The sequence below is a fragment of the Pseudonocardia hierapolitana genome (assembly GCF_007994075.1).
Classification (GTDB): Bacteria; Actinomycetota; Actinomycetes; order Mycobacteriales; family Pseudonocardiaceae; genus Pseudonocardia; species Pseudonocardia hierapolitana.
In genome coordinates this window covers 5,329,024-5,354,643 of record NZ_VIWU01000001.1, presented here as the reverse complement: position 1 = coordinate 5,354,643, position 25,620 = coordinate 5,329,024, and the positions used below count along the sequence as shown (strand labels likewise).

Below are 25,620 nucleotides of genomic sequence, written 5' to 3'. Positions count from 1 at the left end.
GCTCTAGTGTCGATCCCATGACCTTCGGCGACGAGATCAGCCCCTTCCGCATCGACGTCCCGCAGGCAGCTCTGGACGAGCTCGCCGCGAAGCTCGACGCCACCCGCTGGCCGGCCCCGCTCCCCGGCGACGGTTGGGACACCGGCGTGCCGACGGCGTGGCTGCGCGCACTGGCGGACCACTGGCGCTCCGGTTACGACTGGCGCGCGGCCGAGAAGGAGCTGAACGCGATCCCGCAGTTCAGCACCACGATCGACGGGCAGAACATCCACTTCCTGCACGTGCGGTCGGCCGAGCCCGACGCGCTGCCGCTGGTCCTCACCCACGGCTGGCCCGGGTCGATCGTGGAGTTCCTCGACCTGATCGGCCCGCTCACCGACCCCGTGTCGCACGGCGGCGACCCGGCCGACGCGTTCCACGTGGTGATCCCGGCGCTGCCCGGGTTCGGGTTCTCCGGCCCGGTGACGGACACCGGCTGGACCACGAACCGCATCGCACGGGCGTGGGCGGAGCTCATGCGCAGGCTGGGGTACGAGCGGTTCGCGGCGCAGGGCGGGGACATCGGGTCCGGGGTGTCCGCCGAGCTCGGCCGGGTCGCGCCGGACCGGGTGATCGGCGTGCACGTCAACGGCAGCGCCGACAACCTGCCCCCGCTCCCGATGCCCGACGAGGAGCGCGCCTCGCTCACCGACCTCGAGCGCGACCGTGTGGCCAGGGTGGAGGCGTTCATGCGGGAGGAGTTCGGCTACATCGCGATCCAGTCGACGCGCCCGCAGACCATGGGCTACGGGCTGGTCGACTCCCCCGTCGCATTGCTGGCGTGGATCATGGACAAGTTCCGCGAGTGGACCCACCCGCGGCACGTCCTGCCCGACGAGATCGTCGACCGGGACCGGCTGCTCACCAACGTGATGCTCTACTGGCTCACCGGCACCGCGGGCTCGGCCGCCTACGTCGGTTACGCGCAGGGTGGGGACTGGGAGCCGAGGGCGAACTCCGGGGTGCCGACCGGTGTGATCGTGTTCGCCCACGACATCGGCATCCGCCGGTACTCGGAGCAGTCGGCCACGATCGTGCGCTGGACCGACGTCGACCGCGGCGGGCACTTCGCCGCGCTCGAGGAGCCGGAACTGCTCGTCGCGGACGTGCGGGACTTCTTCCGGTCGCTGCGCTGACGGGGCGAGAACGTCCGTTGTGACCGATCCGGATCAATCGGGTACACCTGCAGGGTGAGCGAGCGGGAGGACAAGGTCCTGGTACCGGCGCTGGTCGGCCTGGACGTGAGCGACGCGCACGAGCTCGCGTTCGAGGCGCGGGTCGTCGTGGTCGCGGCCGACCCCGACGAGCCCCTCCCGGCCACCGGCGTCATCATCGCGCAGGCGCCCGCCGCAGGCACGAGGGTCGCTCCGGCCCACCCGGTCGCCGTCGCCGTCGAGACGGGAGGCGGCGGGGGCGGTGGCGGGGGCCGCCGACTCACGACACCCCCGCCCGGGCCGCGCGATCCGTCCGGCATGAAGACGCCCGTGTGACCGGAGCACGCTCGACCAGCCCGACCAGCCCTGGGCACCGCTGGAGGACCAGATCGACCGGTTCCTCACCGAGCTCGTCGGCACCGGATCGCCGGGCTGTTAAGGTCGGTCTCGTGGCAGGCGCAGGGGACGACGACATCTCCGGGTGATCCCGGAGCACATCGCCGATTCCCCGTTCACCCTCATCGCTCGTGAAGGCTGCCGCATGTCGATCGTCTGTTCCCACCTGTCCTTCTCCTGGCCCGACGACACGCCGGTGTTCCAGGACCTGTCCTTCACCGCCGGCGGCGGCCGTACGGGCCTCGTCGCGCCGAACGGCGCCGGGAAGAGCACGCTGCTCAAGCTGATCGCCGGGCAGCTGCGGCCCACCGGCGGGTCGGTCACCGTCGATGGCGCACTCGGGTACCTCCCGCAGGAGCTGCCGTTCGCCGCCGATCTGACCGTGGCCGAGGTGCTCGGGATCGCTCCCGTGCTTGCGGCGCTGCACGCCGTCGAGGCCGGCGACGCGAGCGAGGAGCACTTCACGACGATCGGTGCTGACTGGGACGTCGAGGAGCGCACCCGCGCCCAGCTCGACCGGCTCGGGCTCGGCGACGTCGCGCTCGACAGGCGGCTCGGCACCCTCAGCGGCGGCCAGGTCGTCTCCCTCGGACTGGCCGGTCAGCTGCTGAAGCGGCCCGACGTCCTGCTGCTCGACGAGCCGACCAACAACCTCGACCTCGACGCCCGCAGCGCCCTCTACGACGTGCTCGACGACTGGGGCGGATGCCTGCTGCTGGTCAGCCACGACCGCGCCCTGCTCGACCGGATGGACCGCATCGCCGAGCTCGACCGGGGCGACGTCCGCTTCTTCGGCGGCAACTTCACCGCGTACACCGAGGCCGTGACCGCGGAGCAGGAGGTCGCCGAGCGGAACGTGCGCAACGCCGAGCAGGAGGTCAAACGCGAGAAGCGGGAGATGCAGCAGGCCCGGGAGCGGGCCGCGCGCCGGGCGAGCACCGCCGCGCGCAACATCAAGGACGCGGGCCTGCCCAAGATCCTCGCCGGAGCGCGGCAGCGGCGTGCTCAGGAGTCGGCGGGCAAGGCGGACGGCACCCACTCCGCGCGCGTCGGGGCGGCCCGCGCCCGGCTCGACGAGGCGAGCCAAGCGCTGCGCGACGAGCAGAAGATCGTGCTGGAGCTGCCCGACACCCGCGTGCCTGCCGGGCGCACCGTGTTCGTCGGCGAGGGCATCCGCGTGCGGGACCTCTTCGCGGGGAGCGGCGTCGACCTCGACATCCGTGGCCCCGAGCGCATCGCACTGACCGGCCCCAACGGGGCGGGCAAGTCCACGCTGCTGCGGGTGATCCAGGGCGAGCTGCTCCCCGACGCCGGCACGACCACCCGCGCCGACGGCCGCATCGCCTACCTGTCCCAGCGACTGGACCTGCTGGACCCGGACCGCACCGTCGTGGAGAGCCTGACCGCTGCCGCCCCGGCGATGCCCCCGTCGCGGCGGATGCACCTGCTCGCCCGGTTCCTCTTCCGCGGCGCGCGCATCCACCTGCCGATCGGTGCGCTGTCGGGCGGCGAGCGCCTGCGCGCCACCCTCGCCTGCGTCCTCTTCGCCGAGCCGGCACCCCAGCTCCTCCTCCTGGACGAACCGACGAACAACCTCGACCTGGTCAGCGTCGGTCAGCTGGAGGGCGCGCTCGCCGCGTACGAGGGCGCGTTCGTCGTGGTGAGCCACGACGAGCGCTTCCTCGCGGAGATCGGGGTGAACCGCCGGCTGCGGCTCGCGGACGGCCGGCTGCGCGAGACGGCTCCACCCGACGGCGCCTGACCCACGAAGCGTCCGGATTCCGCGAGTCGCGGTCCGGGTGCGGGTGCGAGTCGCGGCGTCAGGTGGCAGGGCCCGCCGCCCCGGCCGCCTCCGTCTCCCCCCGGTGCGTCGCGACCGCGCGCTGCACCTCCTCCTGCACGAGGTCGGCGTTCAGCGCGATGGCGGCGGCCGATCCCATCCCGGCCGCCGTCACGACCTGGGCGCGGGGATCCACGACGTTTCCGGCAGCCCACACACCGGGAACGCTCGTGCGGCCGGTCGGGTCGGTGCGGACCCGGCCGTCCGCATCCGTCGCGCAGCCCAGCCCGGCCAGCAGCTCGTCACGGGGGACGAACCGCGGCCCGACGAAGAGCGCCGCCCGCGGGACGACCCGCTCCCCGGCCAGCTCGACCCCTCTCAGGGCGTCACCGTCCACCACGAGTCCGGTGACCTCGCCGTCGGCGATGTGCACTCCGCGCGCGACGAGCTGCTCGCGCTCGTCGGCCGAGAGCGCGGTCCGGTGCGGGAAGAACACCACGTCGCCCGACCATTGCGGCAGCAGGAGCCCGAGGTGCAGCGTGCCCAGGACGCCGAGGGGCCGGTCGCGCACCTCGTAGCCGTGGCAGAACGGGCAGTGCAGCACGTCGCGGGCCCACCGCTCCCACAGGCCGGGGATGTCGGGGAGCTCGTCGCGCAGGCCGGTGGCCACGAGCACGCGGCGGGCGCGGAGCGCACGGCCGCCGGCCAGGTGCACGGTGAAACCCTCGTCGATCCGCGCGACCCGGTCCGCGACGAGCTCCCCGCCGTAGGCCGCGACCTCGGCCCGCCCCACCTCCAGCAGCTGGGCCGGGGGCATGCCGTCACGGGAGAGGAAGCCGTGCATGTGGGCGGCCGGTGCGTTGCGCGGGTCCCCCGCGTCGACAACGGCCACCCGCCTGCGGGCCCGCGCCAGCACCAGGGCCGCGTTCAGCCCGGCCGCGCCGCCACCCACCACCACCACGTCGAACTGCTCGTCCATGCCCGCAGAATCCGCCCGCCGGCCCGGCTTCGGCAACAATCGTTGCCGAATCCGGGACGGAGGCCTTCGATGGTCCCGTGCAGGACTCACCGACGATCAGCAGCGCGCTCGCCGAGGTCGGGCCTCGGGTGCGAAGGATGCGCACGCAGCGCGACATCACCCTCACCGCGCTCGCCGAGGCCACCGGCATCTCCAAGAGCACGCTCTCGCGGCTCGAGTCCGGTGGACGACGACCGAGCCTCGAGCTCCTGCTGCCGATCGCGGTGGCGCTGCAGGTGCCGGTCGACGAGCTGATCGGCACGCTGCGGGTCGCCGACCCGCGGGTGCACACCAGCCCTCGCCGCGTGGACGGGCGCACGGTGCTCCCGCTGACCCGCCACCCCGGCCCGCTGCAGGCGTTCAAGCTGACCATCCCGGCGACGCAGACCGAACCGCGGCTCGTGACGCACGACGGGTACGAGTGGCTCTACGTCATGTCCGGCCGGCTGCGGCTCCGGCTGGCCGAGCACGACCTCGTCCTCGGCCCCGGCGAGGCGGCCGAGTTCGACACCCGCGTGCCGCACTGGTTCGGCAGCGCGGGCGGCGGCCCCGTCGAGATCCTCAGCCTCTTCGGCCGCCAGGGCGAGCGCATGCACGTCCGCGCCCGCTCCCGCCGGTGAGGCGCGCCAGATCCCCGGAACCCGCGGTCCGTCCGGTGGCGTTCGAGGTGGGCACTACGCCGCCGTCCAGCCGCCGTCGACGGCCAGCACGTGGCCGGTCACGTAGCTCGCGGCGTCCGAGGCTAGGAACAGCAGCGGGCCGTCGATCTCGGAGAGATCGGGGGTGCGCCCGAGCAGCGTTCGTTGCTCGATCTGCACCCGCTGGGCCGGGTTCCTCAGCCCGCCGGTCAGCTCCGTGGGGAAGAACCCGGGAGCGAGGGCGTTCACCCGCACGCCCCCCACTGCGCCGCCAGGTGGCGGGTGAAGTTCACCAACCCGCCCTTGGACGCGTTGTAGGCGGCCATCGGCGCACGGGACCCGATCAGGCCGTAGATGGACGCGACGTTGATGACGGTCGAGCCCGTGCCCGCGAACAGCAGTGGTGCGGCCAGCCGGCAGAGGTCGATCGCCGCGAGGAGGTTCAGGTCGATCACGTCCGAGATGTCGGCGAGCGACTGGTCCTGCAACGCACCGCGGTCGCAGCTGCCCGCGTTGTTGACCAGGATGTCGAGTCCACCGGCGGCGGCCGCGAGGTCGACCGCCGCCGCGCGGACGACCGGATCGCGGATGTCGCCTGCCGTGGCGACGACGCCCGGGCCGAGCTCGTCGGCCAGCTCGCGCAACCGATCCTCGCGGCGAGCGATCAGGACGAGGCCGGCCCCAGCCGTGTGCAGGACCGCCGCGATCCGGGCGCCGAGGCCGGAGGAGGCGCCCGTGACCAGAGCGACCCGTCCGTCGAGCCGAAACCGGTCACGCGTGTCACGCACGGGCTTCGTAGACGATGTTGAACGGCGTCTGTGCCGCCCGGCGGAAGGTGCGGAACCCCGCCGCCTCCACGATCGACCGGACGGGGGCTTCGCCTGCCTGGTTGCCGAGCGCGTCGTCGGCGCCTTCGGAGATCGCGTGCGGTACGCACAGGAAGGTCGAGAACGAGTAGTACACCCGGCCCACCGGGTTCAGGTTCTCCGCCACCGAGTCTTCCGCGAAGGGCTCCACGATCAGCCAGATGCCGTCCTCGGCGAGGGCGTCACGGATGTGGCGCGCCGCGCCCACGGGGTCACCCATGTCGTGCAGGCAGTCGAACGTCGTCACCAGCCCGTAGCCCGTTCCGGGGAAGTCCTGCGCGCGGGCCACCGCGAAGTCGCAGCGCTCGGCGAGGCCCGCCTCGGCGGCCGCCTCGCGCGCGAGCTCGATCGAAGCCGGGTGCGCGTCGAACCCGCGCACGGTCGACGCGGGGTAGGTGCCGGCCAGGATGCGCGTCGACGGCCCGAGCCCGCACCCGACGTCGGCCACGCGGAGACCGGCCTCCAGCTGCTGCGGGAGTCCCGGGATCGCCGGGATCCACGAGGTCACGAGGTTCGCGACGTAGCCGGGGCGGAAGAAGCGCTCGCAGCCGGTGAAGACGTCCGGATGGTGGTCTCCCCAGGCGACACCCCGGCCGGTCCGGAACGCGTCCAGGATCGCCGGCTCGTCGGCCAGACAGGCCACGGCGAGCTGGAACGCACCGGGCAGCACCAGCCCGGCCGGGTCGGCGAAGGCCAGCGCCTGCGCCTCGGTCAGGGAGTACTGGCCCGTGCTCTCGTCGAAACGGATGTAGCCCCCGGCAGCCTGCCCGGGCAGCCACTCCCGGACGTACCGCTCGGCGGTGTCGGTGTAGACCGCCAGTTCGCGCGGGGTGAGAGGGCCTGCTTCTGCCAGGGCGCGATAGAAGCCGAGCTTGTCCCCGATCAGCACGTTGCCAGCCGAGATGGTCGCGCCGAGGTCGGTGACGAATCGGCCGAGCAGCTCGTCGATCTGCTCTTCGGTCACGGTGGTCATGCGGTTGCCTCCAGGTGGACGGGTGATGCGGCCCAGACTGGATGCGCGAGCTTGGGGACACGCTGGCAGAACCTTGGGGCAACCTTGGCGGCCCCGGCTCCTAGCCGAGCAGCTGGAGGTAGCCGTCCTGCACGGCCTGGCACGGGTCGACGCCGAGTTGCTCACGCAACTCGGTGCGGAGGCGCTGGTACACCGCGATCGCCTCGGCGACGTTGCCCCTCGCCGCGAGCACCTCCATCAGCAGCAGGTGCCCGGTCTCGCGCAGCGGTGCGGCGTCCACGAGCTCCCGCGCCGCCCGCTCCGCTCCGGGGAGCTCCGTGCCACCCAGCCGCAGACACGCCGTGGCGTAGCACTCCAGGGCGCGGACGTGCACGTCGGCGAGCTTGCCGCGCCACGTCTCGGTCCACGGCGCGTCGGTTTCCGGCAGGAACCGTCGACGGGCCACCAGCTGGGCGGTCAACGCCGGCGTCCAGGCCCGCCGCCAGTCCTGCAACGCGATCGCCGACTCGGCCGAGTGCAGCGCCGCCACCGCGTCCTCGACGTCGACCCGCGCCGGTTCCGGCAGCGCCAAGGACAGCTCCGTGCGGCCCGTGAGCACGCCGTGGCCGACCGCCGCACGCATCTTCGAGACGAGAACGCTCAGTGCGCCGCCTGCGCCTGCGGGTGCGGAGCTGCCCCAGAGGACGTCGACGAGCCGGTCACGGGACACCGGTTGAAGCCGGAACAGGGTCAGGTAGGCGAACAGGAGCCGGCCCTGCTTGCCCGGGAGGCGCCGGTCGACGCGCTGCCCGTCGATCTCCACGGCAAACGCCCCGCACAGCTGAACCCTCGTGGAGGGGACGGGGCTCGACATGGTTCCTCGCACGGTGACGACAGATCCTGCAGAGTAGTTCGAAGGGGGCTTCATGACTCGGCAGATCCGATGCGAGTGCGGGTACACCGCGCGCGGTGAGAGCGACGACGTGGTGATCTCGCTGATCCAGGCCCACCTCGTCACCGACCATCCCGACCTGGCCGGTACCGAGACGGCGGACGACATCCGCCACTGGATCGAGCTGCTCCCCGACTGACTTCCGTCTTCAGCCCGGTTCGGGGGCTGCCGCGTCGACCGCGACCGGCGAGTGCCTCAGCGGGCGCGCGGTGAACACCATGTCCCGGGTGACGTCGCCGAACCGCGTGCTCAGCATGTCGATCGGGTAGCTCTGGCGCAGCACCCACGGCGCTGCCTCTCCCTGCTTCGGCAGCACGCCCGCGGCCCGCTCGACGTAGCCGGAGGTGAGGGCGAGCAGCGGCCGGGCGGACACGCCACCGTCGAACTCCGGGGTGGCCGAGCGGTAGCCGTGGGCGTCCATGTGGGCGAGGAGCCGGCAGACGTAGCGCGCGGTCAGGTCGGCCCGCAGGGTCCACGACGCGTTGACGTAGCCGATGCAGATCGCGAGGTTGGGCACCCCGGAGAGCAGGCAGCCGCGGTAGACGACCGTGCGGCCCGGGTCGACCTCCGTGCCGTCCACCGTGATCCGCATGCCGCCGCCGACCTGCAGCTGCAGCCCCGTCGCCGTGACGACGACGTCGGCCGGCAGCTCCCGGCCGGAGGTGAGCCGGATCCCGCCCTCGGTGAAGGTGGCGATCGTGTCGGTGACGACCTCCGCGCGGCCTGCGCGCATCGCCCGGAACAGGTCGCCGTCGGGCACGACGCACAGTCGCTGGTCCCACGGCTGGTACCGGGGCGTGAAGTCGCGGTCGATCACGCAGCGGTCGGGGATCTGCCGCTCGAGCCCCGCCCGCAGGAGCCGCTTCGCCACGGCGGGAGCACGCCGTGCGACCTGGTAGAACGCCGAGGTCACGAGCACGTTCTTCCAGCGGATCAGCCGGTGTGCCCATCGGGGGAGCCGGTCGACGAGCCGGTCGGTGCCGGGGAGCGCGATGACGTAGCTCGGCGAGCGCTGCAGCATCGTGACCTGCGCCCCGCGCTCGGCGAGCGCCGGGACCAGCGTGACGGCGGTGGCCCCGCTGCCGATCACGACCACCTGCTTGCCCGCGCAGTCGAGGTCCTCCGGCCAGTGCTGCGGGTGCACCACCGTGCCCCGGTAGGCGTCGATCCCGGGGAACTCCGGGAGGTAGCCGCGGTCGTAGCGGTAGTAGCCGGTGCCGAGGAAGAGGAAGTCGCACGTGTAGTGCTCGGTGGTGCCGTCGGCGACCTGCACCTCGACCGTCCACCGCTGGTCGGGGCTCGACCACGACACCGCCGTGACCCGCCTGCCGAAGCGGATGCGCCGGTCGATGCCGCACTCCTCCGCGGTCTCCTTCAGGTAGCGCAGGATCGACTCGCCGTCGGCGATCGCCGCGGCCGCCCTCCACGGGCGGAACGGGAACCCGAGCGTGAACATGTCGGAGTCCGAGCGGATCCCCGGGAAGCGGAAGAGATCCCAGGTGCCGCCGATCGAGTCGCGCGCCTCGAGGATCGTGTAGGTGCGCCGCGGGTGCTCGGTCTGCAGGCGGTAGGCGGCGTCGATGCCGGAGATGCCGGCGCCGACGACGAGGACGTCCAGATGTTCCACAGGCGTACCCCCTGAACGGATCAGCCTTTCTCGCATCATGCCCCACGCCGGCGCCGCGCGACGATCGCGACGACGAGCCCGATCACGACCAGCGCGGCGGCCCCGATCGCCACCCAGCCGGCCGGCGCGATCACGGTCCTGGCGGCCGGGGCCTGCACGTTCTGCACCTCCACCGGAGCCCGCTCGCCGAACGGCGCGTTCGCCTGCGCGTACCGCGGGCCGGGCTCCTCGTCACCCGAGACGGTGACGTCGAGCGTGATCGGCACGGGGCCGGCCGCCTCGGGATCCTCCGCGGTGGGACCGAGCTGCACCGCGATGTAGTAGGTGCCCGCGACGCTCTGCGTACGCACGCTGATGTCGTCCGCCGTGCGGTTGTTGTAGCGCACCGGTGCCGTGGTGATCGCGGGGTCGGTGGTGGGCAGCACGAGCTCGGATCCGGTGTAGACCAGATTGGCGGTTGCGATCTCCTCGCGGGAGGGCGCGTAGACCGTGGTCGAGGCGGGTGACAGGTTGCGCAGGCCGGTGCCCGGGGTCTCACCGAACCGGACGCGGTAGGCCAGGCCCTGACCCCAGTCCAGCTGCACGCGGTAGAACACGAACTCCCCGCGCTGCACCGTGTCGGTGTAGCTCCCCGAGCCGTCGAGGGCGCCGGCCACGTTGAACGAGCCGCCGCCGACGACGGGCCGGGCCGGCCCCTGCGGCCGGCCGAACACGGGCTCCGGGAGCACGGCGACCGGGCCGGCGTCGGCCACCGGCGGCTCCACGCCCACGAGCAGCTCCACGGGCAGCCGCTCCGGCACACCTGCCGACACCCGATCCCAGGTGAGCGCGAACGTGTAGCGGCCGCCACCCCGGCACCGGTCGGTGCTTCCGCTGCCCGTCTTCGGCTCGGTCGCGCCCGTCCAGGTCGTGGCGACGGTCAGTGCCTCGCCGGAGCTGGAGTCGGCGGCCTGCTCGGACGTGAACTCGTGGCAGTCCTCTCCCCGCTCGCCGTAGGTCCGCAGCTGCAGGGAGTTGAAGTCGTCGAGGATGCCGATGCCGGACAGGCGCGGGAAGGAGACGGTGGCGCTGAAGTACGCCGTCGCTCCCTCCGGGACGTCCACCGCGTAGTAGCGCTGCTCGTGCTGACCGATCGTGTCCAGGTGCTGGCCGGGCGCGGCGACGGGCGCGGCCTCCACGGTGGCGGCACCGGCGATCGGCGTGCCGGCCGGCTGGTAGTTGCGCAGCGCCGACCCCGCCACGCGTGGGAGCACCCGCTGCAACGCGGAGGCGTCGGGGGCGTCGGTGTACGTACCGCCCGTGGCCTGGGCGATGCAGCTGAGCTGGGCGCGGGCCTCGGCGTCGACGCCGAACCCGACGGCGTGCACGACGAGGTCCACACCCTGTCCGGCGAGCGTACGCACCACGTCGCACGGCTGCGGGGGCGAGCAGGTGTCGACCCCGTCGGAGACGAGGACGATCGAGCGGGGCCCCTCCTGCGGCAGCTGCTCCGCCGCCACCTGCAGCGCCCGCCCGATCGGCGTGTACCCGCGCGGGGTGAGCCGGTCGACGGCGGCGCCGAGGCCGGCCCGGTCGAGCGGGCCCACCGGGCTCACCACCGTGACGTCCTGGCAGCCCTGCGCGCGCTCGGCGTCCGAGTTGCCGGTCGCCGTGCCGTAGGCGGCGAGCCCGACGGGCGCGCCGTCCGGTGCGGCGTCGAGGAAGGTGTGCACGGCGCTCCGCGCTGCGTCCATCTTCGTGCCGCCGGTCGGGTCGGCACCGGTCATGGACCCGGACGCGTCGAGCACGACCATCGTCGGCGCCAGCTCCGTGCCCGGCGCCTGCGCCTCCGCCACACCCGGCGCCCCCCAGACGCCCATCAGGACACCGAGCGTGCACAGGATCCGGCTCATCAGGCGACCACTCACGACGGCGGAGTCTTACATGCGCCGGCTCCGCACTGCCGACCCCTTCCGACGAGCGGCGCGCTCGTCGGTACCTATCCGACGAACGCGCCGTTCGTCGGGATGAAGCGCTCCGGGGCGTACGGACGCAGGTCGATACGGGTTGCCTCGCCCAGCACCGCGTCCGCCACCAGTGCCCCGGCCAGCGGGGCCAGGGTCAGGCCGACCGGGCCGAAACCGGTGGCCAGGACGAGGTGGGGATGGCCGGGGAGCGGGCCGAGCACGGGCAGGCCGTCCGGCGTGGCCGGCCGGAATCCGACGCGGGTCTCCAACAGGGTCGCGTCGTGCAGCCCGGGCGCGACCGCCAGTGCCCGCTCCAGCACCTCGAGCTGCCCGGCCGCGGTCACCCGGTGGTCGAACCCGGAACCGGTCTCCCTCGTGGCCCCTGCCACCACTCGCCCGCCCGGGAACGCCAGCAGGTAGTGGCCGCTGCCCAGCGGCGACACCACCGGCCACCGGGCGGTCTCCCCGGCGACCTCGAAGTGCGTGATCTGCCCGCGCTGCGGGGCGACGGGCAACTGCGCCCCGAGCGCGGCGAGCAGCTCGCCGCTCCAAGCCCCTGCCGCGACGATCACGGCGTCGGCACCGAACGGCTCCCCGTCCACGCGCAGGCCGTCGACGGTCAGCGCGGCGGTGCCGGTGCGCAGCTCCGCCCCGCGCCGCCGCGCGGCGTCCAACAGGCTCGCGCGCAGCTGCCGCCCGTCCACCCGGGCTCCCCCGCCGACGTGCACGGCCGCCAGCCCCGGGTCCAGCGGCGGGAACAGCGCGCGGGCCTGCGCGGGGTCGAGGAGCGACACCTCACCTGCGGCCGGATGCTCGGCCGCCCGTGCCGCGACGCGCCGCTGGATCTCCCGCAGCGCACCCTCGTCCCGGCCGACGACGAGGCCGCCGACCACGGAGTAGGACGTCGGCTCGTCGGTGTCCTCGGCCAACGCGGCCACGAGCTCGGGATAGTAGGCCGCCGCGGCGCCCGCGAGGGCGAAGAGCGCCTCGTCCGCGGTGGCCCACGGCGAGACGATCCCGGCGCCCGCAGCCGTCGCGACCCCGGGCCGCGCGTCGTCGACCACCACGACCTCGACGCCGCGCCGCGCGAACTGGTGGGCGGCGGCAGCCCCCGCGATGCCAGACCCGACCACGACCACGCGCACCTGAAGATCGTCTCACGCCCGGGGCCGGAGCACTGCCGCGATGAGCGGGGCCGCCGGCGCGGGAGCAGCGGCCGCCGCCGGGCCATCCGCGAGCACGCCCCGAGACGTCCGTCACAAAGCGCCGTCGTAGATACCCCCGAGGGGTGTATATCTCTCTCCCATCGATACCCCCGGTGGGTATCAAGAAGGAAGGAGAACGGTGATGTCACGTCACCCCCGGCGGTGGTGGGCTCTCGGCCTCATCGCCCTCGCCCAGTTCATGGTGATCATGGATACGTCGATCATCGGGGTCGCGCTACCGCACATGCAGGCCGACCTCGGGTTCTCCCAGGCCGACCTGTCCTGGGTGTTCAACGCCTACGTCGTCGCGTTCGGCGGCCTGCTGCTGCTCGGCGGGCGGCTGTCGGACCTCTTCGGGGCGCGGCGCGTCTTCGCGGCCGGCTGGGCCCTGTTGCTGGCCGGTTCGGTGCTCGCCGCGGTGGCCGGAACGGCCTGGGTCGAGCTGGCCGGGCGGGCGGTGCAGGGCGTGGGCGCGGCGCTCATCGCCCCGGCCGCGCTGACCCTGCTCATGATCCTCTTCGGTGGCTCGTCCCGTGAGCTGACGACCGCCCTCGCGCTCTACGGCGCTGCGGCACCGGCCGGCGGCACGGCAGGCGTGTTCCTCGGCGGCGTGATCACCGAGTGGCTGTCGTGGCCGTTCATCTTCTGGCTCTACGTGCCGATCGCGGCCGCGACGCTGGCGCTGGTCCCGGTCCTGCTGCCCGCGGCGCCGCCGTCCTCGGGCCGGGTCGACCTCGTCGGCGCGCTGACCGTCACCGCAGGCCTCGGCCTCGGCGTGTTCGGCCTGGTGCGGGCGCCCGAGGCAGGCTGGTCGGCGGGCTCGACGATCGGAGCGCTCGCCGCAGCAGCGGTGCTCCTCATCGCGTTCCTGCTGATCCAGGCGCGCAGCAGCGCACCTCTCGTACGGCTGGGCATCTTCCGCACGCCCGATCTGGGTGCTGCGAACGTCGCGCAGCTGCTGCTCGGGGCGGCGTGGATCCCCATGTGGTTCTTCCTGAACCTGTACCTGCAGCAGGTGCTCGGGTTCGGGGCGTTCGCGTCCGGGGCCGCGCTGCTGCCGATGACGATCGGGATCATGGTGCTGATGGTCGGGGTCGTGCCGCGGCTGGTGGCACGGTTCGGCCCGAAGTCGCTGACCGTGGCCGGGCTGCTCGTGCTCGCCACCGGCCTGGTCTGGATGGCGGCCGTCGATCCTGCCGGCTCGTTCCTGGCCGACGTGCTCGGACCGTCGCTCGTCGCCGCGGCCGGGATGGCCCTGGCATTCATCCCGTCACTCGGGACGGCGATCTCCTCGGCCCGGCCCGAGGAAGGGGGCCTCGCCTCCGGGATCGTCAACACCGGCTACCAGATCGGGTCCGCGCTCGGCCTGGCCGCGATGACGGCTGTGGCGAGCGCCGCGGGCGCCGCCCGGGTCGGTGACCCGGCCGCTCTCACCAGCGGCTTCTCCGCGGCGTTCCTCGGAGCCGCCGCGATCGCCGCCGCGGGCGGGCTGCTCGCCGCCGTCACGCTCCGCGGACGCCGTCCGGCTGCCGCGCCGGCCACGGGAACGACCGGGTCGGACGCCGCGTCCGAGCGCGTGGCCGGATGACCCGCTGTCCCAGGGCGGTACCCCGCGTGCACCGCGGGGTACCGCCCTCTCTCCGTCCTCGGCCTCAGTCGGGCGTCGCGACGGCCCCGGCGAACTGGCTCTCGTAGAGCGCGGCGTAGGCCCCGCCCGCGGCCACCAGCTCGTGGTGGGCGCCCTGCTCGACGATCCGGCCGGACTCCATCACGAGGATCAGGTCGGCGTCCCGGATCGTCGACAGGCGGTGGGCGATCACGAAGCTGGTGCGGTCGGTGCGCAGGGCGGCCATCGCGCGCTGCAGGAGCAGCTCGGTGCGGGTGTCCACCGAGCTGGTGGCCTCGTCGAGGATGAGCAGCGTCGGGTCGGCGAGGAACGCCCGCGCGATCGTGATCAGTTGCTTCTCCCCCGCGCTGACGTTCGAACCCGCGTCGTCGATGACGGTGTCGTAGCCGTCGGGGAGGCTGCGCACGAACCGGTCGACGTAGGTGGCCCTGGCCGCGGCCACGATCTGCTCCTCGGTGGCCGCCGGGTTGCCGTAGGCGATGTTGTCGCGGATCGTGCCGCCGAAGAGCCACGTGTCCTGCAGGACCATGCCGATGCCCGAACGCAGGGCGGCCCGGTCCATGGCCGCGATGTCGGCGCCGTCGAGCGTGATGCGGCCGGCGTCGAGCTCGTAGAACCGCATGATCAGGTTCACGAGCGTGGTCTTGCCGGCCCCGGTCGGACCGACGATCGCGATCGTCTGCCCCGGCTCGGCGGTGAGCGAGAGGTGCTCGATCAGCGGCTGGTCCGGCCGGTAGCGGAACGAGACGTCCTCGAACACGACCCGGCCGCTGCGCGTCGTCGGCACGGCGGGCCGCGCCGGATCGGGCACCTGCTCCTCGGCGTCGAGCAGCTCGAACACCCGCTCCGCCGACGCGACGCCCGACTGCAGCAGGTTGATCATCGACGACACCTGGGTGAGCGGCTGGGTGAACTGGCGGGAGTACTGGACGAACGCCTGCACCTCGCCGAGGGTCAGCGCGCCCGACGCCACCCGCAGGCCCCCCACCACGGCCACGAGCACGTAGTTCAGGTTCCCGATGAACATCATCGACGGCATGATGATCCCGGAGATGAACTGCGCCCGGTAGCTGGCGCCGTAGAGGTGCTCGTTCTTCTCGGCGAACGCCGCCTCCACCTCGCCGCGGCGGCCGAACACGCGCACCAGCTCGTGGCCGGTGAAGGCCTCCTCGATGTGCGCGTTGAGCGCACCCGTGTGCCGCCACTGCGCCACGAACTGCTTCTGCGAGCGCGCCATGATCGCCCGCGAGACGAGCAACGACAGCGGGATCGACACGATCGCCACCAGCGCGAGCAGCGGGGAGATCACGAGCATCACCAGCAACACGCCGACGATGGTGAGCAGCGAGGTGAGCAGCTGCGACAGCGTCTGCTGCAGGCTCTGCGCCACGTTGTCGATGTCGTTGGTGACCCGGCTGAGCAGCTCGCCGCGCGGCTGCCGGTCGAAGTAGCGCAGCGGAAGCCGGTTGATCTTGTCCTCGACGTCGCGGCGCAACGCGAAGATCGTGCGCTGGACGACGCCGTTGAGCAGGTGGCCCTGCAGCCAACCGAAGAGCGACGCCGCCACGTAGATCACCACGACGCCCATCAGCACCTGGCCGAGCAGGGCGAAGTCGATGCCCTGCCCCGGCACGACACCGGCTCCTTCGAGCACGTTCGCGTACGCGTCGTTGCCCGCCTCCCGCTCGGCGGCCGCCGCGGCCGCCACGGATGTGCCCGGATCGAGATCGCGGCCGATCACCCCGGCGAAGATGACGTCGGTGGCGTGGCCGAGCACGAGTGGCCCGACCGAGGAGAGCGCCACGCTGAGCACGCCGAGGGCCACGACCGCGGCCAGACCGAGCCGCTCCGGGGCGAGCCTGTGCAGCAGCCTGCGCGCCGAGGGGCCGAAGGCGAGCGACTTCTCCGCCGGCATGCCCATCCCGGCCCACGGCGGCCCGCCGCGGCGCTGGGCCGACATCTCGCGCGCGGCGCGGTTCGTCTCGGCCGCGGGGTTGGGCCGGGTCATGCGACTTCCTCCGGGGTGAACTGGGACGAGACGATCTCGGCGTACGTCGGGCAGCCGGCGAGCAGCTCGTGGTGGCTGCCGATCCCGACCACGACGCCGTCGTCGAGCACGACGATCTGGTCGGCGTCGCGGATGCTCGCCACCCGCTGGGCCACGACGACCACGGTCGCGGTGGCGGTGACCGGCCGCAGCGCCGCGCGCAGCCGCGCGTCGGTGGCCAGGTCGAGGGCGGAGAACGAGTCGTCGAACAGGTAGATCTGGGGCCGCCGCACGAGCACGCGGGCGATCGACAGGCGCTGGCGCTGGCCGCCGGAGATGTTGGTGCCGCCCTGGGCGATGGGGGTGTCGAGGCCGTCGGGCGTGGCGCGCACGAAGTCGGCGGCCTGGGCCACCTCCAGCGCGGTCCACAGCTCCTCGTCGGTGGCGTCCGGGTTGCCGTAGCGCAGGTTGCTCGCCACCGTGCCGGAGAACAGGTACGGCTTCTGCGGCACGATGCCGACCCGGCTCCACAGGTACTCCGGGTCGAGGTCGCGCACGTCGGCCCCGTCCACGAGCACGGCACCGCTCGTGACGTCGAACAGCCGGGGCACGAGCCCGAGCAGCGTGGTCTTGCCTGCGCCGGTGCTGCCGACGATCGCCGTGGTGGTGCCCGGGTTCGCGGTGAACGTGACGTCGTGCAGCACCGGGGCGTCGGCGCCCGGGTAGGCGAACCCGGCGCCCCGCAGCTCGAGCGCACCGGTGGGTGCGGCCGGGGTGACCGGCCGGTCCGGCAGGGCCACCGAGGACTCCGTGTCGAGCACCTCGGTGATCCGTTCCGCGCAGACGGCGGCGCGCGGGATCATCATCGTCATGAAGGTGGCCATCATGACCGCCATCAGGATCTGGATGAGGTAGGCCAGGAACGCGGTCAGCGCGCCGATCTGCATCTGGCCCGCGTCGATCCGGCCCGCGCCGAACCACAGCACCGCCACGCTCGACAGGTTGAGCACGAGCATCACGGTCGGGAAGATCAGCGCCTGCAGCCGGCCCACGTACGTGGCGACGTCGGTGAGCGCGGCGTTCGCGGTCTCGAAGCGGGCCGTCTCCTGCGGCTCGCGCACGAATGCCCGCACCACCCGGATGCCGGTGATCTGCTCGCGCAGCACGCGGTTCACCTCGTCGATGCGGGTCTGCATCGCGCGGAAGCCCGGCATCATCCGCAGGATCAACGCGCCGATCGCGACCACCAGCACCGGCACGCAGACCAGCATCAGCCAGGACAGGTGCGAGTCCTCCCGCAGCGCCATCGCCACGCCGCCGAAGCACATGATCGGCGCCGCGACCATCATCGTGCAGGTCATCAGCACGAGCATCTGCACCTGCTGCACGTCGTTGGTGCCGCGGGTGATCAGCGACGGGGCCCCGAAGTGGTTGACCTCGCGGACGGAGAACTCACCGACCCGGTGGAACAGCGCCGCCCGCACGTCACGCCCGAAGCCCATCGCCGTGCGCGCCCCGAAATAGACCGCCGCGACCGAGCAGACGATCTGCACGAACGTGACCACGAGCATCCAGCCGCCGACGGACATGATGTAGGCGGTGTCGCCGCGCGCGATGCCGCGGTCGATGATGCCGGCGTTGAGGCTCGGCAGGTAGAGCGAGGCGATCGTGCCCGCGAGCTGCAGCGCGACCACCGCGAGCAGCGGTCTGGAGTACGGGCGCAGGTGGGTGCGCAGCAATCGGATCAGCATGCACGGTCCTCGGTCGTGGTGGGGGTGAACCGGGGGGCGGAAGCCGGCGGAGCCTGCGGAGCCGGCGGGGTGGGTAGGTACAGCCCGTCGAGCAGGATCGTGACGATCTGTTCGGGGGTCAGCGGGCGTCCGTCGGAGATCATCGGGTGGGTGCCGGAGAAGACGAGCAGCCTCAGCACGTGGGCGAGCTCCGTGGCCGGCACCCGCAGCCGCCGCTCGTCGGCGCCGACGATGTCGACCACCGCGGCCCGGAACGCGTCGTTGATCGCGGCGGGTGGCTGCGGCCGGTGCTCCTCCGGGTCCGGCGGCCGGATCCAGCCGAGCGCGTCGAGCAGGCCGAACACCTGCGACAGCCGCCGCTGCAGCACGTCGGTGGCCCTCGTGAGGCGCTCGCGCAGCGGGAGCCCGCGGTCGACGGCGGCGAGCTCGCGCAGGGTCGGCTCGGGGTCGAAGACCTCGGCGACGACGGCCTGCACCACCGAGTCCTTGTCCGGGAAGACGCGGAAGATGGTGCCCTCCGCGATGCCGGCGGCCTCGGCGATCTGGCGCGTGGTCACCCCGGCGCCGTGCCGCATGACGAGCGGCCGCGCGGCGTCGACGATCGCCGCGCGGCGATCGTCGGGTGCCATGCGCGGGGCTCGGCGGTGGGAGGAGGCCACGGCGCCAGAGTAAATGAGCGCGCACTCACTACCCAACGGGATTACCGAGGAGGGTCGCCGGCGGGCCCGCTGCATGAGTCATGCTGGGGCCGTGACGATCGATCAGGTGCACCTCATCTCCGCGGACGTGCTGGAAGCGACCGTGCGCGCGATCTTCGCCGCGGCCGGCTGCGGCCAGGAGGAGGCGGGGCTCATCGCCCGCGAGCTCGTCGGGGCGAACCTCGCTGGCCACGACAGCCACGGCGTCGTGCGCGTGCCGCTGTACGTCGACTGGATGCGCGAGGGCTGGGTCCGGGCCGGGCAGCAGGCAGAGGTCGTCACCGACGGCGGCGGGTTCGTGGTGCTCGACGGCCGGCAGGGCTTCGGCCAGACGATCGCAGCACAGGCCGTGGCGCTCGGCATCGAGCGGGCCGCCGCGAACGGAACCTGCATCGTTGCGCTGCGCAACTCCGGCCACGTCGGCCGCGTCGGCGCCTACGCCGAGACCGCTCTCGCCGCCGGCCTGATCTCGATCCACTTCGTCAACGTCGCCAAGTCACCGCTGGTCGCCCCGTTCGGGGCGGTGGAGCGGAGGTTCTCGACCGCGCCGTTCGCCGTCGGGATCCCGCTGCCGGAGCGTCCGGTCGTGCTGGACTTCGCCACGTCGCTCGTCGCCGAGGGGAAGGTGCAGGTGGCCTCGTATGGCGGGAGGCCGCTGCCCCCGGACGCGTTGATCGGTCCGGAGGGCGTGCCGTCGGGCGACCCGCGCCTGCTCTACGGCGACTACGGGCCCACCGACCTGCGCCACCCGGGCGGGGGTGTGGGCGCCATCCGCGCGTTCGGCGAGCACAAGGGGTCGGGCCTCGCGCTGATGTGCGAGCTGCTCGCGGGCGCCTTCACCGGCGGCGGCTGCGCAGGCCCGATCGACGGCCCGCGCAAGGGCATCTCCAACGGGATGTTGTCGATCTACCTCTCCCCCGCCCACTTCGGCACGCAGGCCGAGTTCGAGCGGATCGCCCGCGACTACCTGGACTGGGTGCTGGGCGCGCGCCCCGTCGACCCGGCCGCACCGGTGCTCGCCCCCGGCGACCCGGAGGCGGCCAACCGCGAGGAACGGCTGGCGAAGGGCATCCCCCTCCCGGTGAACACGTGGGGGGCGATCGTCCGCACGGCGGAGGGCCTCGGAGTCACCGCCTGAGCCGTCAGGACACCGCGGTGTTCATCTCCGCGACCAACTGCTCCGCCGCCTGGCCCGGCGGGAGCTGGCCGAAGAGCACGGCGTCGTTCAGCCGGGTGACGATGCCGAGCGTCTCGGTGGAGCCGCTCGGGCCGATCACGAAGTGCCCGTCGACGAGGCCGCTCATCCGGTCGACGAAGGCGAACTCCGCCTTGCGGCTCTCGTCGAGGCCGCCCTCCAGGTGGGCGCGGATCTCCGGGTTCGCCGGGATGCCCCGGTCGGCCTTGATGAAGTCGGCGGCCCGCGGGTCGGAGACCAGGAAGTCGATCAGGCGGGCCGCCTCCTCGGGGTGCTCGCTGCGCCGGCTGATCGTGTACAGCTGGGAGGCCTGCAGCCACATCCCGGGCCCTTGTGCGGTGGTCTCCCCCGGCGCCCGCAGCATGATCAGGTCCGCTCCGGAGGCCTGCCGGTACGCCGAGAGCAGGTTCGACCAGCCGAACCTCATGGCCGCCCTGCCCTGGCCGATCAGCGTCTGCTCCGGCGCCGGCTGCCCGGCGAGCTCGGCGGTGATGCTCGCGGGCGGCGTCGCGCCGCTCGTCATGAGCCCCGTGGTCAGCTCCCACCAGCGCTGCGCGATCGCCGGCTGCAGCGCGATCGTGCCCTCGGCGGTGTAGAGGCCCTCGCCGGTGAGCTGGTTGGCGTACAGGTCGAGGACGTCGGGACTCGTCGGGTCTTCCACGCCGAACGTGCCCTCCGGGCCGCGCGCGGAGATCTCCGTGGCGATCCGGGCGAAGTCCTCCCAGCTCCAGGTGTTGTCGTCGGGCAGCGGCACGCCCGCCGCCTCGAAGATCGCCGGGTTCACGACCACGCCGTAGGTGTTCACGCCCGTCGGCACCGCGTACTGGGTGCCCTCGAAGTTGCCGCCCGCCATCGCGTGCTCGTCGAGCGCGGACAGGTCGAGGTGACCGGACACCTGCGCGAGGTCGAGGAGCACACCGCGATCGGCGTACTCCCGCGGGTAGGCGCCGCCCATCGTGATCACGTCCGGCTCGTCGTTCCCGGCGACGGACGTGGCGAGCCGGTCGAAGTAGGAGGTGAAGTCGATCGACTCGGTCTCGACCGTGATGCCGGGGTTGGCGGCCTCGAAAGCGTCGACGGCCTGGTTGGTGATCCGCGCGCGCTCGTCGTTGCCCCACCAGGAGAACCGGATCGTCACCGGTCCGTCCTCGTCGGAGCCCGCGCCGCACCCCGCGGCCACGAGCGCCGCTCCGAGCGCGGCCGCCACCAGCCGGATTCGCATGTCCTCGTCCCCTCGCCCCGTCGTCGCGGCGTTTACACCGGTGTAAGAACAGCACACGGGCGGGTGGTGGTCAACGCCGCGTCCGGCGCCTCAGCCGGCTGTGGACTCGCGCACGTGCAGCCGGAACCCGGCCACCACCGACGCCCCGGGCCCGGGACCGGTAGTCGTGAGGTGCTCCACCAGGAGCGCGACGGCGCTGCCGGCGATCTCCGCTTTCCCCGGCTCGACGGTGGTGAGGCTCGGGCGGGAGAAGCGGCCGTCCTCGATGTCGTCGAAGCCGGCCACCGCGACGTCCTGCGGCACCCGCAGCCCGCGCTCGTACAGCACGCGCATGGCGCCGAGCGCGAGCACGTCGTTGAGGCCGAAGACGGCGTCGAACTCCACGCCGCGGTCCAGCACCTGGCGCATGGCGGCGGCGCCCGCGGCGCGGGTCCACTCGAGGGCCTCCCCGACGAGCGCGGGATCGTGCGTGACGCCTGCGGCGGCGAGGGTGTCGAGGAGCCCCCGGGTGCGCAGCGAGCCCGCGCTCGGCCCCGGCTCGTCGGACGAGCCGACCACGGCGATCCTGCGCCGCCCGACGGAGAGGAGGTGCCCGGCGACGGCCCGCGCCGCCTCGGCGTTGGCCATCGCGACGTGCGGCACGCCCGCGTGCAGCGCGCGCTCGCCGAGCAGGACCATCGGGTAGTCCACGTCGAGCTGTGCCCCGTCGGCCGCGCGCAGCCCGATCGGCGAGAAGATCAGCCCGTCCGTCATGCGCCGCCGGTCGCTGGTCAGCACCGCGAGCTCGCGCTCCCGCACGCCACCGGTCTGCTCGATCAGCACGGTGTACCCGCGCTCGGCGGCCGCGGCGATCACGGCGTCGGCCAGCTCGGCGAAGTAGGGCAACCGCAGCTCCGGCACCGCGAGCGCGAGCATCCCGGTGCGGCCGAGGCTCAGGTTGCGAGCGGAGAAGTTCATCCGGTAGCCGAGCTCCGCGATCGCCGCCAGCACGCGGGCCCTGGTCCGCTCGCTCACGTACGGGAAGTCGTTGACGACGTTCGAGACCGTCTTGACCGACACCCCCGCCAGCCGGGCGACGTCGCGCATGGTCGCGGACATCGCTGCACCTCCGAGACGGCGAACCGGGTGGGCCCACTATCCCACCGGGCTTGCGATCACCCGGTCGTGTGGCTACGGTCACCCGCGTCATTGTCGATGCGTATCGACTCCCGACGGAGGGGGTGCCGTGGTCACCAGCCGGGACGTCGCCCGGGTCGCGGGTGTATCGCAGAGCACCGTCTCCTACGTGATGAGCGGCCGCCGATCGATCTCGGCCGAGACCCGCAAGCGCGTGCTCGACGCGATCGAGCAGCTCACCTATCAACCCAACGCGGGCGCCCGTGCGCTCGCCAGCCAGCGCACGCAGGTGATCGGCCTCGTCGTCCCGTTCGGGCCGGGCGCCGACACCGCAGGCCTCCTGCCCTTCATCGAGACGATCGCGAGCTGCGCGCGAGCGGAGGACCACGACGTCCTGCTCGTGACCACCGACGAGGGCGCGGCCGGGCTCACCCGGCTCGCGGGCCGTGCGCTCTGCGACGCGATCGTGCTCATGGACGTCGAGGCCGACGACGCCCGCATCCCGGTGGCCGCTGCGCTCAAGGTGCCGGTGATCCTCATCGGCGTCCCGGACGACAGCGCGGGCCTGCACTGCGTCGACATGGACTTCACGCTGGCCGGCACGCTCGCCGTCGACGAGATCGCCGCCCTCGGGCACGACCGCGTCGTGCTCATCGGGCACGCGGCCGACGTGATCGAGCGCGACATCAACTTCGTGCGCCGCTTCCAGCGCGGTGCCGCCGCCGCGGCCGCGCGGCACGGGATCGGCTACTCGGTGGTGGCCCCCGTCCCGCCGGGCACCGCGGGTGCCCGCGAGGCCGTCGAGCGCGCGCTCGACGGCGGTGGCCGCCCGGGCGTCGTCGTGCCGAACTCCCAGGCCGTCGCCCCGGTGCTGCACGCCCTGATCGAGCGGGGCGTCGTCCCGGGCCGGGACACCTCGCTGATCGGGCTGTGCACCGACGCGGCGGCCGAGGCCACCACCCCCGCCGTCACGAACGTGTCGCTGGAGCCGCGGGACGTCTCGCGGCGAGCGATGGAGATCCTGTTCCGCCTGCTCGACCGCGGCGGGGAGCCCCCCGCGCAGCTCGTCGAGCTGATCCGGCCCCGGCTCACGCGCCGGGAGACCACCCTTCCCGCCCCCTGACCCGGCCGCGCACCCACCGCGGCCGCCGCACGCCCGTAATCGATACGTATCGACCGAGAGGACCGGACATGGCTCGACGAGGAGCATCACTACGGACCGCCCTCCCCGCGCTGGTCGCGGCCGCCGCGCTCGGGCTCACCGCCTGTGGCGGCGGGAGCGGCGGCGGTGGTGGCGGTGACGTCACCTCGCTCCGGGTGCTCGACTACTACAACAACGAGCCCGACAAGAGCGTCTACGCGCGCAAGCTCGACGAGTGCGGCCAGCAGGCAGGCGTGACGATCGAGCGCGAGGTCGTCCCGGGCGACTCGCTGATCCAGAAGGTGCTGCAGCAGGCGTCCTCGCGGACGCTGCCGGACGTCCTCATGCTCGACAACCCCGACCTGCAGCAGATCGCCGCCACCGGCGCGCTCGCCCCGATCAGCGACTTCGGCCTCTCCGCGGACGGTTTCCAGGAGGGCGTACGGAGCGCGTCCACGTTCGAGGGCCAGGTCTACGGGCTGCAGCCGGTGACCAACTCGATCGGGCTGTTCTACAACGTCGACATCCTCAACCAGGCCGGCATCACGCCGCCGAAGACGTGGGACGAGCTCAAAACCGCCGCAGCCGCGCTCACCCAGGGCGACCGGTACGGCATCGCGTTCTCCGCGGTGGCCGACTACGAGGGCGCGTGGCAGTTCCTGCCGTTCATGTGGACCAACGGCGGCGACGAGACCGACATCGCGAGCCCCCAGACCGCCGAGGCGCTGCAGCTGTGGGTCGACCTCGTGAACTCCGGGGCGGCGTCGCGGTCGGTGCTGAACTGGAAGCAGGCCGACGTCAAGGACCAGTTCGCCGCGGGCAATGCGGCGATGATGGTCAACGGGCCGTGGCAGTTCCCCGCACTCGACAAGGTGCAGGGCCTGAACTACGAGGTCGTGCCGATCCCGGTGCCGCGGACCGGTGAGTCCGTGGTGGCCCCGCTGGGCGGCGAGACGTGGACGATCCCGCAGACCGGCGACCCCGCCCGCCAAGCCAAGGCCGCCGAGATCGTCGCCTGCCTGAACACCGACGACAACCAGATCGCGCTGGCGACCGAGCGCACCACCGTGCCGACGAAGACGGCGCTGCGCGACCGGTTCGTCGCGGAGGTGCCGCGGATGGCGGCCTTCACCGAGATCGTCCAGACCGCACGGGCGCGCACCGGCAAGCTCGGCCCCGAGTGGCCCGCCGCCGCCACCCGCATCTACACCGCGATGCAGACCGCCATCACCGGCGGCGCGCCCCCGCTGCAGGCTCTCGAGCAGGCTCAGAATGGCTGATGTGACCCGGTCGGCGGTCGCTGCATCTACCCGCCCCGCCGGCTCCGCAAGCTCCGCCGGCTTCCATCCCCCGGGTGCGCCCGGCCGGCCACTCGCGAGCGACGCCGCGCCGGCTCCCCCACGGGGCACGGCCGGCGGGTGGTGGACCCCGCGCGGGCGGGAACGGATGCTGCAGCTCGCGTTCCTGGTGCCCGCCGTGGCATACCTGCTGCTCTTCTTCGGCTACCCGGTGCTCCAGAACGCCCTGATGGGCTTCCAGGAGTACACGACGCGCAGCTTCTACACCGGTGAGGCGCCGTTCGTCGGGCTGGACAACTACGTCACGGTGCTGTCGTCCGGCCTGTTCGGCACCGCGCTGCTCAACACCGTGCTGTTCACCGTGGGGTCGATCGCGGGCCAGTTCGTGATCGGGCTGGGGATCGCGCTGTACTTCCACCGGCGGTTCCCGCTGTCCGGTGTGCTGCGCTCACTCCTGCTGCTGCCGTGGCTGATCCCGCTGATCGTCTCCGGGGCCGTGTGGCGCTGGATCCTCGACCAGGACAACGGCGCGCTCAACCGGTTCCTCGGGGCCGTGGGCGTCGCCGACAACCCCGGCTGGCTCACCAGCACCTCGCTCGCGCTGATCGCGGTGATCGGGGTGAACATCTGGATCGGGATCCCGTTCAACACGACGATCCTCTACGGCGGCCTGCAGGACATCCCGCAGGACCTGTACGAGGCCGCCGCGCTGGACGGGGCCACCGGCTGGCGGGCGTTCCGGCACGTGACCTGGCCGCTGCTGCGGCCGGTGGTGAACGTCGTGCTGGTGCTCGGGGTCGTCTACACGATCAAGGTGCTGGACATCATCCTGGGACTCACCGACGGCGGCCCGGCCAACGCGACGCAGACGATCGCGACGCAGGCCTACCACCTCTCGTTCCAGGAGTTCCGGTTCGGCGAGGGCGCGGCGATGGGCAACGTGCTCATCATCATCTCGCTGGTGTTCGCACTCCTCTACCTGCGCGCCAACCGGCGCGCACTGGCCCGGTGA

21 protein-coding genes and 1 pseudogene are annotated in these 25,620 nt (G+C 72.9%); 10 read left to right on the top strand and 12 right to left on the bottom strand.

What is annotated here, in order from left to right:
- Window positions 1–17: 17 nt before the first annotated feature.
- The 3 genes from FHX44_RS25440 to FHX44_RS25430 all read left to right on the top strand — a co-directional run bounded on the left by FHX44_RS25440 (window position 18) and on the right by FHX44_RS25430 (window position 3,351).
- Entirely contained in the window at window positions 18–1,175 is a 1,158-nt protein-coding gene (locus FHX44_RS25440; RefSeq protein WP_147258098.1) for an epoxide hydrolase family protein, read from the top strand.
- A 54-nt stretch (window positions 1,176–1,229) separates the two neighbouring features.
- The gene (locus FHX44_RS25435; RefSeq protein ID WP_170309040.1) at window positions 1,230–1,529 is read left to right on the top strand and encodes a PASTA domain-containing protein; all 300 of its coding nucleotides are present in this window, start codon (window positions 1,230–1,232) and stop codon (window positions 1,527–1,529) included.
- A 205-nt stretch (window positions 1,530–1,734) separates the two neighbouring features.
- Window positions 1,735–3,351: an ABC-F family ATP-binding cassette domain-containing protein gene (locus FHX44_RS25430; RefSeq protein ID WP_147258096.1), complete on the top strand. Its 1,617-nt coding sequence runs from the start codon at window positions 1,735–1,737 to the stop codon at window positions 3,349–3,351.
- 58 nt (window positions 3,352–3,409) lie between these two features.
- Here FHX44_RS25430 and FHX44_RS25425 read toward each other — a convergent pair whose 3' ends face one another.
- Entirely contained in the window at window positions 3,410–4,348 is a 939-nt protein-coding gene (locus tag FHX44_RS25425) for an NAD(P)/FAD-dependent oxidoreductase (protein ID WP_147258095.1), read from the bottom strand.
- 95 nt (window positions 4,349–4,443) lie between these two features.
- Between FHX44_RS25425 and FHX44_RS25420 the strand changes: the two genes are divergently transcribed.
- Entirely contained in the window at window positions 4,444–5,007 is a 564-nt protein-coding gene (locus FHX44_RS25420; protein ID WP_212613048.1) for a helix-turn-helix domain-containing protein, read from the top strand.
- A gap of 54 nt (window positions 5,008–5,061) precedes the next feature.
- Here the strand turns inward: FHX44_RS25420 and FHX44_RS25415 are convergent.
- The 3 genes and pseudogenes from FHX44_RS25415 to FHX44_RS25405 all read right to left on the bottom strand — a co-directional run bounded on the left by FHX44_RS25415 (window position 5,062) and on the right by FHX44_RS25405 (window position 7,717).
- Window positions 5,062–5,813, bottom strand: a pseudogene (locus FHX44_RS25415) (SDR family NAD(P)-dependent oxidoreductase).
- Window positions 5,806–6,864 (bottom strand): class I SAM-dependent methyltransferase, encoded by a 1,059-nt coding sequence (locus tag FHX44_RS25410; RefSeq protein ID WP_246170582.1) that lies wholly within the window; start codon window positions 6,862–6,864, stop codon window positions 5,806–5,808. Before FHX44_RS25410 ends, FHX44_RS25415 begins: the two are co-directional and overlap by 8 nt.
- A gap of 100 nt (window positions 6,865–6,964) precedes the next feature.
- Complete coding sequence (locus tag FHX44_RS25405) at window positions 6,965–7,717, bottom strand: AfsR/SARP family transcriptional regulator (protein ID WP_147258093.1); 753 nt, start codon at window positions 7,715–7,717, stop codon at window positions 6,965–6,967.
- Between the two features lie 52 nt (window positions 7,718–7,769).
- On the opposite strand from FHX44_RS25405, the gene FHX44_RS42300 reads away from it, so the two are divergent.
- Entirely contained in the window at window positions 7,770–7,934 is a 165-nt protein-coding gene (locus FHX44_RS42300) for a hypothetical protein (protein WP_170309039.1), read from the top strand.
- 9 nt (window positions 7,935–7,943) lie between these two features.
- Here the strand turns inward: FHX44_RS42300 and FHX44_RS25400 are convergent, their stop codons facing one another.
- From FHX44_RS25400 to FHX44_RS25390, 3 genes are all read right to left on the bottom strand, one after another.
- Window positions 7,944–9,458, bottom strand: a complete 1,515-nt coding sequence (locus FHX44_RS25400) for a flavin-containing monooxygenase (RefSeq protein ID WP_147258092.1) — start codon at window positions 9,456–9,458, stop codon at window positions 7,944–7,946.
- Window positions 9,458–11,314: a vWA domain-containing protein gene (locus FHX44_RS25395; protein ID WP_147258091.1), complete on the bottom strand. Its 1,857-nt coding sequence runs from the start codon at window positions 11,312–11,314 to the stop codon at window positions 9,458–9,460. The genes FHX44_RS25400 and FHX44_RS25395 overlap by 1 nt, the downstream gene beginning before the upstream one ends.
- Before the next feature lie 86 nt (window positions 11,315–11,400).
- Window positions 11,401–12,513: an NAD(P)/FAD-dependent oxidoreductase gene (locus FHX44_RS25390; protein WP_147258090.1), complete on the bottom strand. Its 1,113-nt coding sequence runs from the start codon at window positions 12,511–12,513 to the stop codon at window positions 11,401–11,403.
- Between the two features lie 202 nt (window positions 12,514–12,715).
- Between FHX44_RS25390 and FHX44_RS25385 the strand changes: the two genes are divergently transcribed.
- Window positions 12,716–14,161, top strand: coding sequence for an MFS transporter (locus FHX44_RS25385; protein ID WP_147258089.1), 1,446 nt, complete (start codon window positions 12,716–12,718; stop codon window positions 14,159–14,161).
- A gap of 64 nt (window positions 14,162–14,225) precedes the next feature.
- On the opposite strand, the gene FHX44_RS25380 is transcribed toward FHX44_RS25385, so the two are convergent.
- From FHX44_RS25380 to FHX44_RS25370, 3 genes are read right to left on the bottom strand one after another with little or no spacing between them, the layout of a single operon-like run.
- A complete protein-coding gene (locus FHX44_RS25380; RefSeq protein ID WP_147258088.1) occupies window positions 14,226–16,208 on the bottom strand; it encodes an ABC transporter ATP-binding protein in 1,983 nt (660 codons plus the stop codon).
- On the bottom strand, window positions 16,205–17,938 hold the full coding sequence (locus FHX44_RS25375) for an ABC transporter ATP-binding protein (protein ID WP_147258087.1): 1,734 nt from the start codon (window positions 17,936–17,938) through the stop codon (window positions 16,205–16,207). Before FHX44_RS25375 ends, FHX44_RS25380 begins: the two co-directional genes overlap by 4 nt.
- Window positions 17,932–18,597 (bottom strand): TetR/AcrR family transcriptional regulator, encoded by a 666-nt coding sequence (locus tag FHX44_RS25370; RefSeq protein ID WP_212612638.1) that lies wholly within the window; start codon window positions 18,595–18,597, stop codon window positions 17,932–17,934. Before FHX44_RS25370 ends, FHX44_RS25375 begins: the two co-directional genes overlap by 7 nt.
- A 91-nt stretch (window positions 18,598–18,688) precedes the next feature.
- Between FHX44_RS25370 and FHX44_RS25365 the strand changes: the two genes are divergently transcribed.
- Entirely contained in the window at window positions 18,689–19,774 is a 1,086-nt protein-coding gene (locus FHX44_RS25365; protein ID WP_246170580.1) for a malate/lactate/ureidoglycolate dehydrogenase, read from the top strand.
- A 4-nt stretch (window positions 19,775–19,778) separates the two neighbouring features.
- Here FHX44_RS25365 and FHX44_RS25360 read toward each other — a convergent pair whose 3' ends face one another.
- Together FHX44_RS25360 and FHX44_RS25355 are read right to left on the bottom strand one after the other, a co-directional pair.
- Complete coding sequence (locus tag FHX44_RS25360; RefSeq protein ID WP_147258085.1) at window positions 19,779–21,053, bottom strand: ABC transporter substrate-binding protein; 1,275 nt, start codon at window positions 21,051–21,053, stop codon at window positions 19,779–19,781.
- 90 nt (window positions 21,054–21,143) lie between these two features.
- A complete protein-coding gene (locus FHX44_RS25355; protein ID WP_147258084.1) occupies window positions 21,144–22,151 on the bottom strand; it encodes a LacI family DNA-binding transcriptional regulator in 1,008 nt (335 codons plus the stop codon).
- 127 nt (window positions 22,152–22,278) lie between these two features.
- Here FHX44_RS25355 and FHX44_RS25350 point away from each other — a divergent pair, with 127 nt between their 5' ends.
- From FHX44_RS25350 to FHX44_RS25340, 3 genes are all read left to right on the top strand, one after another.
- A complete protein-coding gene (locus FHX44_RS25350) occupies window positions 22,279–23,292 on the top strand; it encodes a LacI family DNA-binding transcriptional regulator (protein ID WP_170309038.1) in 1,014 nt (337 codons plus the stop codon).
- A 68-nt stretch (window positions 23,293–23,360) separates the two neighbouring features.
- Window positions 23,361–24,590 carry a sugar ABC transporter substrate-binding protein gene (locus tag FHX44_RS25345; RefSeq protein ID WP_147258082.1) on the top strand — a complete coding sequence of 410 codons (1,230 nt, stop codon included), beginning with the start codon at window positions 23,361–23,363 and terminating at the stop codon, window positions 24,588–24,590.
- Window positions 24,591–24,756: 166 nt separating this feature from the next.
- Window positions 24,757–25,620: a carbohydrate ABC transporter permease gene (locus FHX44_RS25340; protein ID WP_212612637.1), complete on the top strand. Its 864-nt coding sequence runs from the start codon at window positions 24,757–24,759 to the stop codon at window positions 25,618–25,620.

What these genes read in the sequence shown, in the direction of transcription:
- FHX44_RS25340 (WP_212612637.1), top strand. Translation starts at nt 24,757, where the DNA reads ATGCTGCAGCTCGCGTTCCTGGTGCCCGCCGTGGCATACCTGCTGCTC.
- FHX44_RS25430 (WP_147258096.1), top strand. Translation starts at nt 1,735, where the DNA reads ATGTCGATCGTCTGTTCCCACCTGTCCTTCTCCTGGCCCGACGACACG.
- FHX44_RS25385 (WP_147258089.1), top strand. Translation starts at nt 12,716, where the DNA reads ATGTCACGTCACCCCCGGCGGTGGTGGGCTCTCGGCCTCATCGCCCTC.
- FHX44_RS25395 (WP_147258091.1), bottom strand. Translation starts at nt 11,314, where the DNA reads ATGAGCCGGATCCTGTGCACGCTCGGTGTCCTGATGGGCGTCTGGGGG.
- FHX44_RS25410 (WP_246170582.1), bottom strand. Translation starts at nt 6,864, where the DNA reads ATGACCACCGTGACCGAAGAGCAGATCGACGAGCTGCTCGGCCGATTC.
- FHX44_RS25405 (WP_147258093.1), bottom strand. Translation starts at nt 7,717, where the DNA reads ATGTCGAGCCCCGTCCCCTCCACGAGGGTTCAGCTGTGCGGGGCGTTT.
- FHX44_RS42300 (WP_170309039.1), top strand. Translation starts at nt 7,770, where the DNA reads ATGACTCGGCAGATCCGATGCGAGTGCGGGTACACCGCGCGCGGTGAG.
- FHX44_RS25425 (WP_147258095.1), bottom strand. Translation starts at nt 4,348, where the DNA reads ATGGACGAGCAGTTCGACGTGGTGGTGGTGGGTGGCGGCGCGGCCGGG.
- FHX44_RS25440 (WP_147258098.1), top strand. Translation starts at nt 18, where the DNA reads ATGACCTTCGGCGACGAGATCAGCCCCTTCCGCATCGACGTCCCGCAG.
- FHX44_RS25380 (WP_147258088.1), bottom strand. Translation starts at nt 16,208, where the DNA reads ATGACCCGGCCCAACCCCGCGGCCGAGACGAACCGCGCCGCGCGCGAG.
- FHX44_RS25375 (WP_147258087.1), bottom strand. Translation starts at nt 17,938, where the DNA reads ATGCTGATCCGATTGCTGCGCACCCACCTGCGCCCGTACTCCAGACCG.
- FHX44_RS25400 (WP_147258092.1), bottom strand. Translation starts at nt 9,458, where the DNA reads ATGCGAGAAAGGCTGATCCGTTCAGGGGGTACGCCTGTGGAACATCTG.
- FHX44_RS25355 (WP_147258084.1), bottom strand. Translation starts at nt 22,151, where the DNA reads ATGTCCGCGACCATGCGCGACGTCGCCCGGCTGGCGGGGGTGTCGGTC.
- FHX44_RS25345 (WP_147258082.1), top strand. Translation starts at nt 23,361, where the DNA reads ATGGCTCGACGAGGAGCATCACTACGGACCGCCCTCCCCGCGCTGGTC.
- FHX44_RS25360 (WP_147258085.1), bottom strand. Translation starts at nt 21,053, where the DNA reads ATGCGAATCCGGCTGGTGGCGGCCGCGCTCGGAGCGGCGCTCGTGGCC.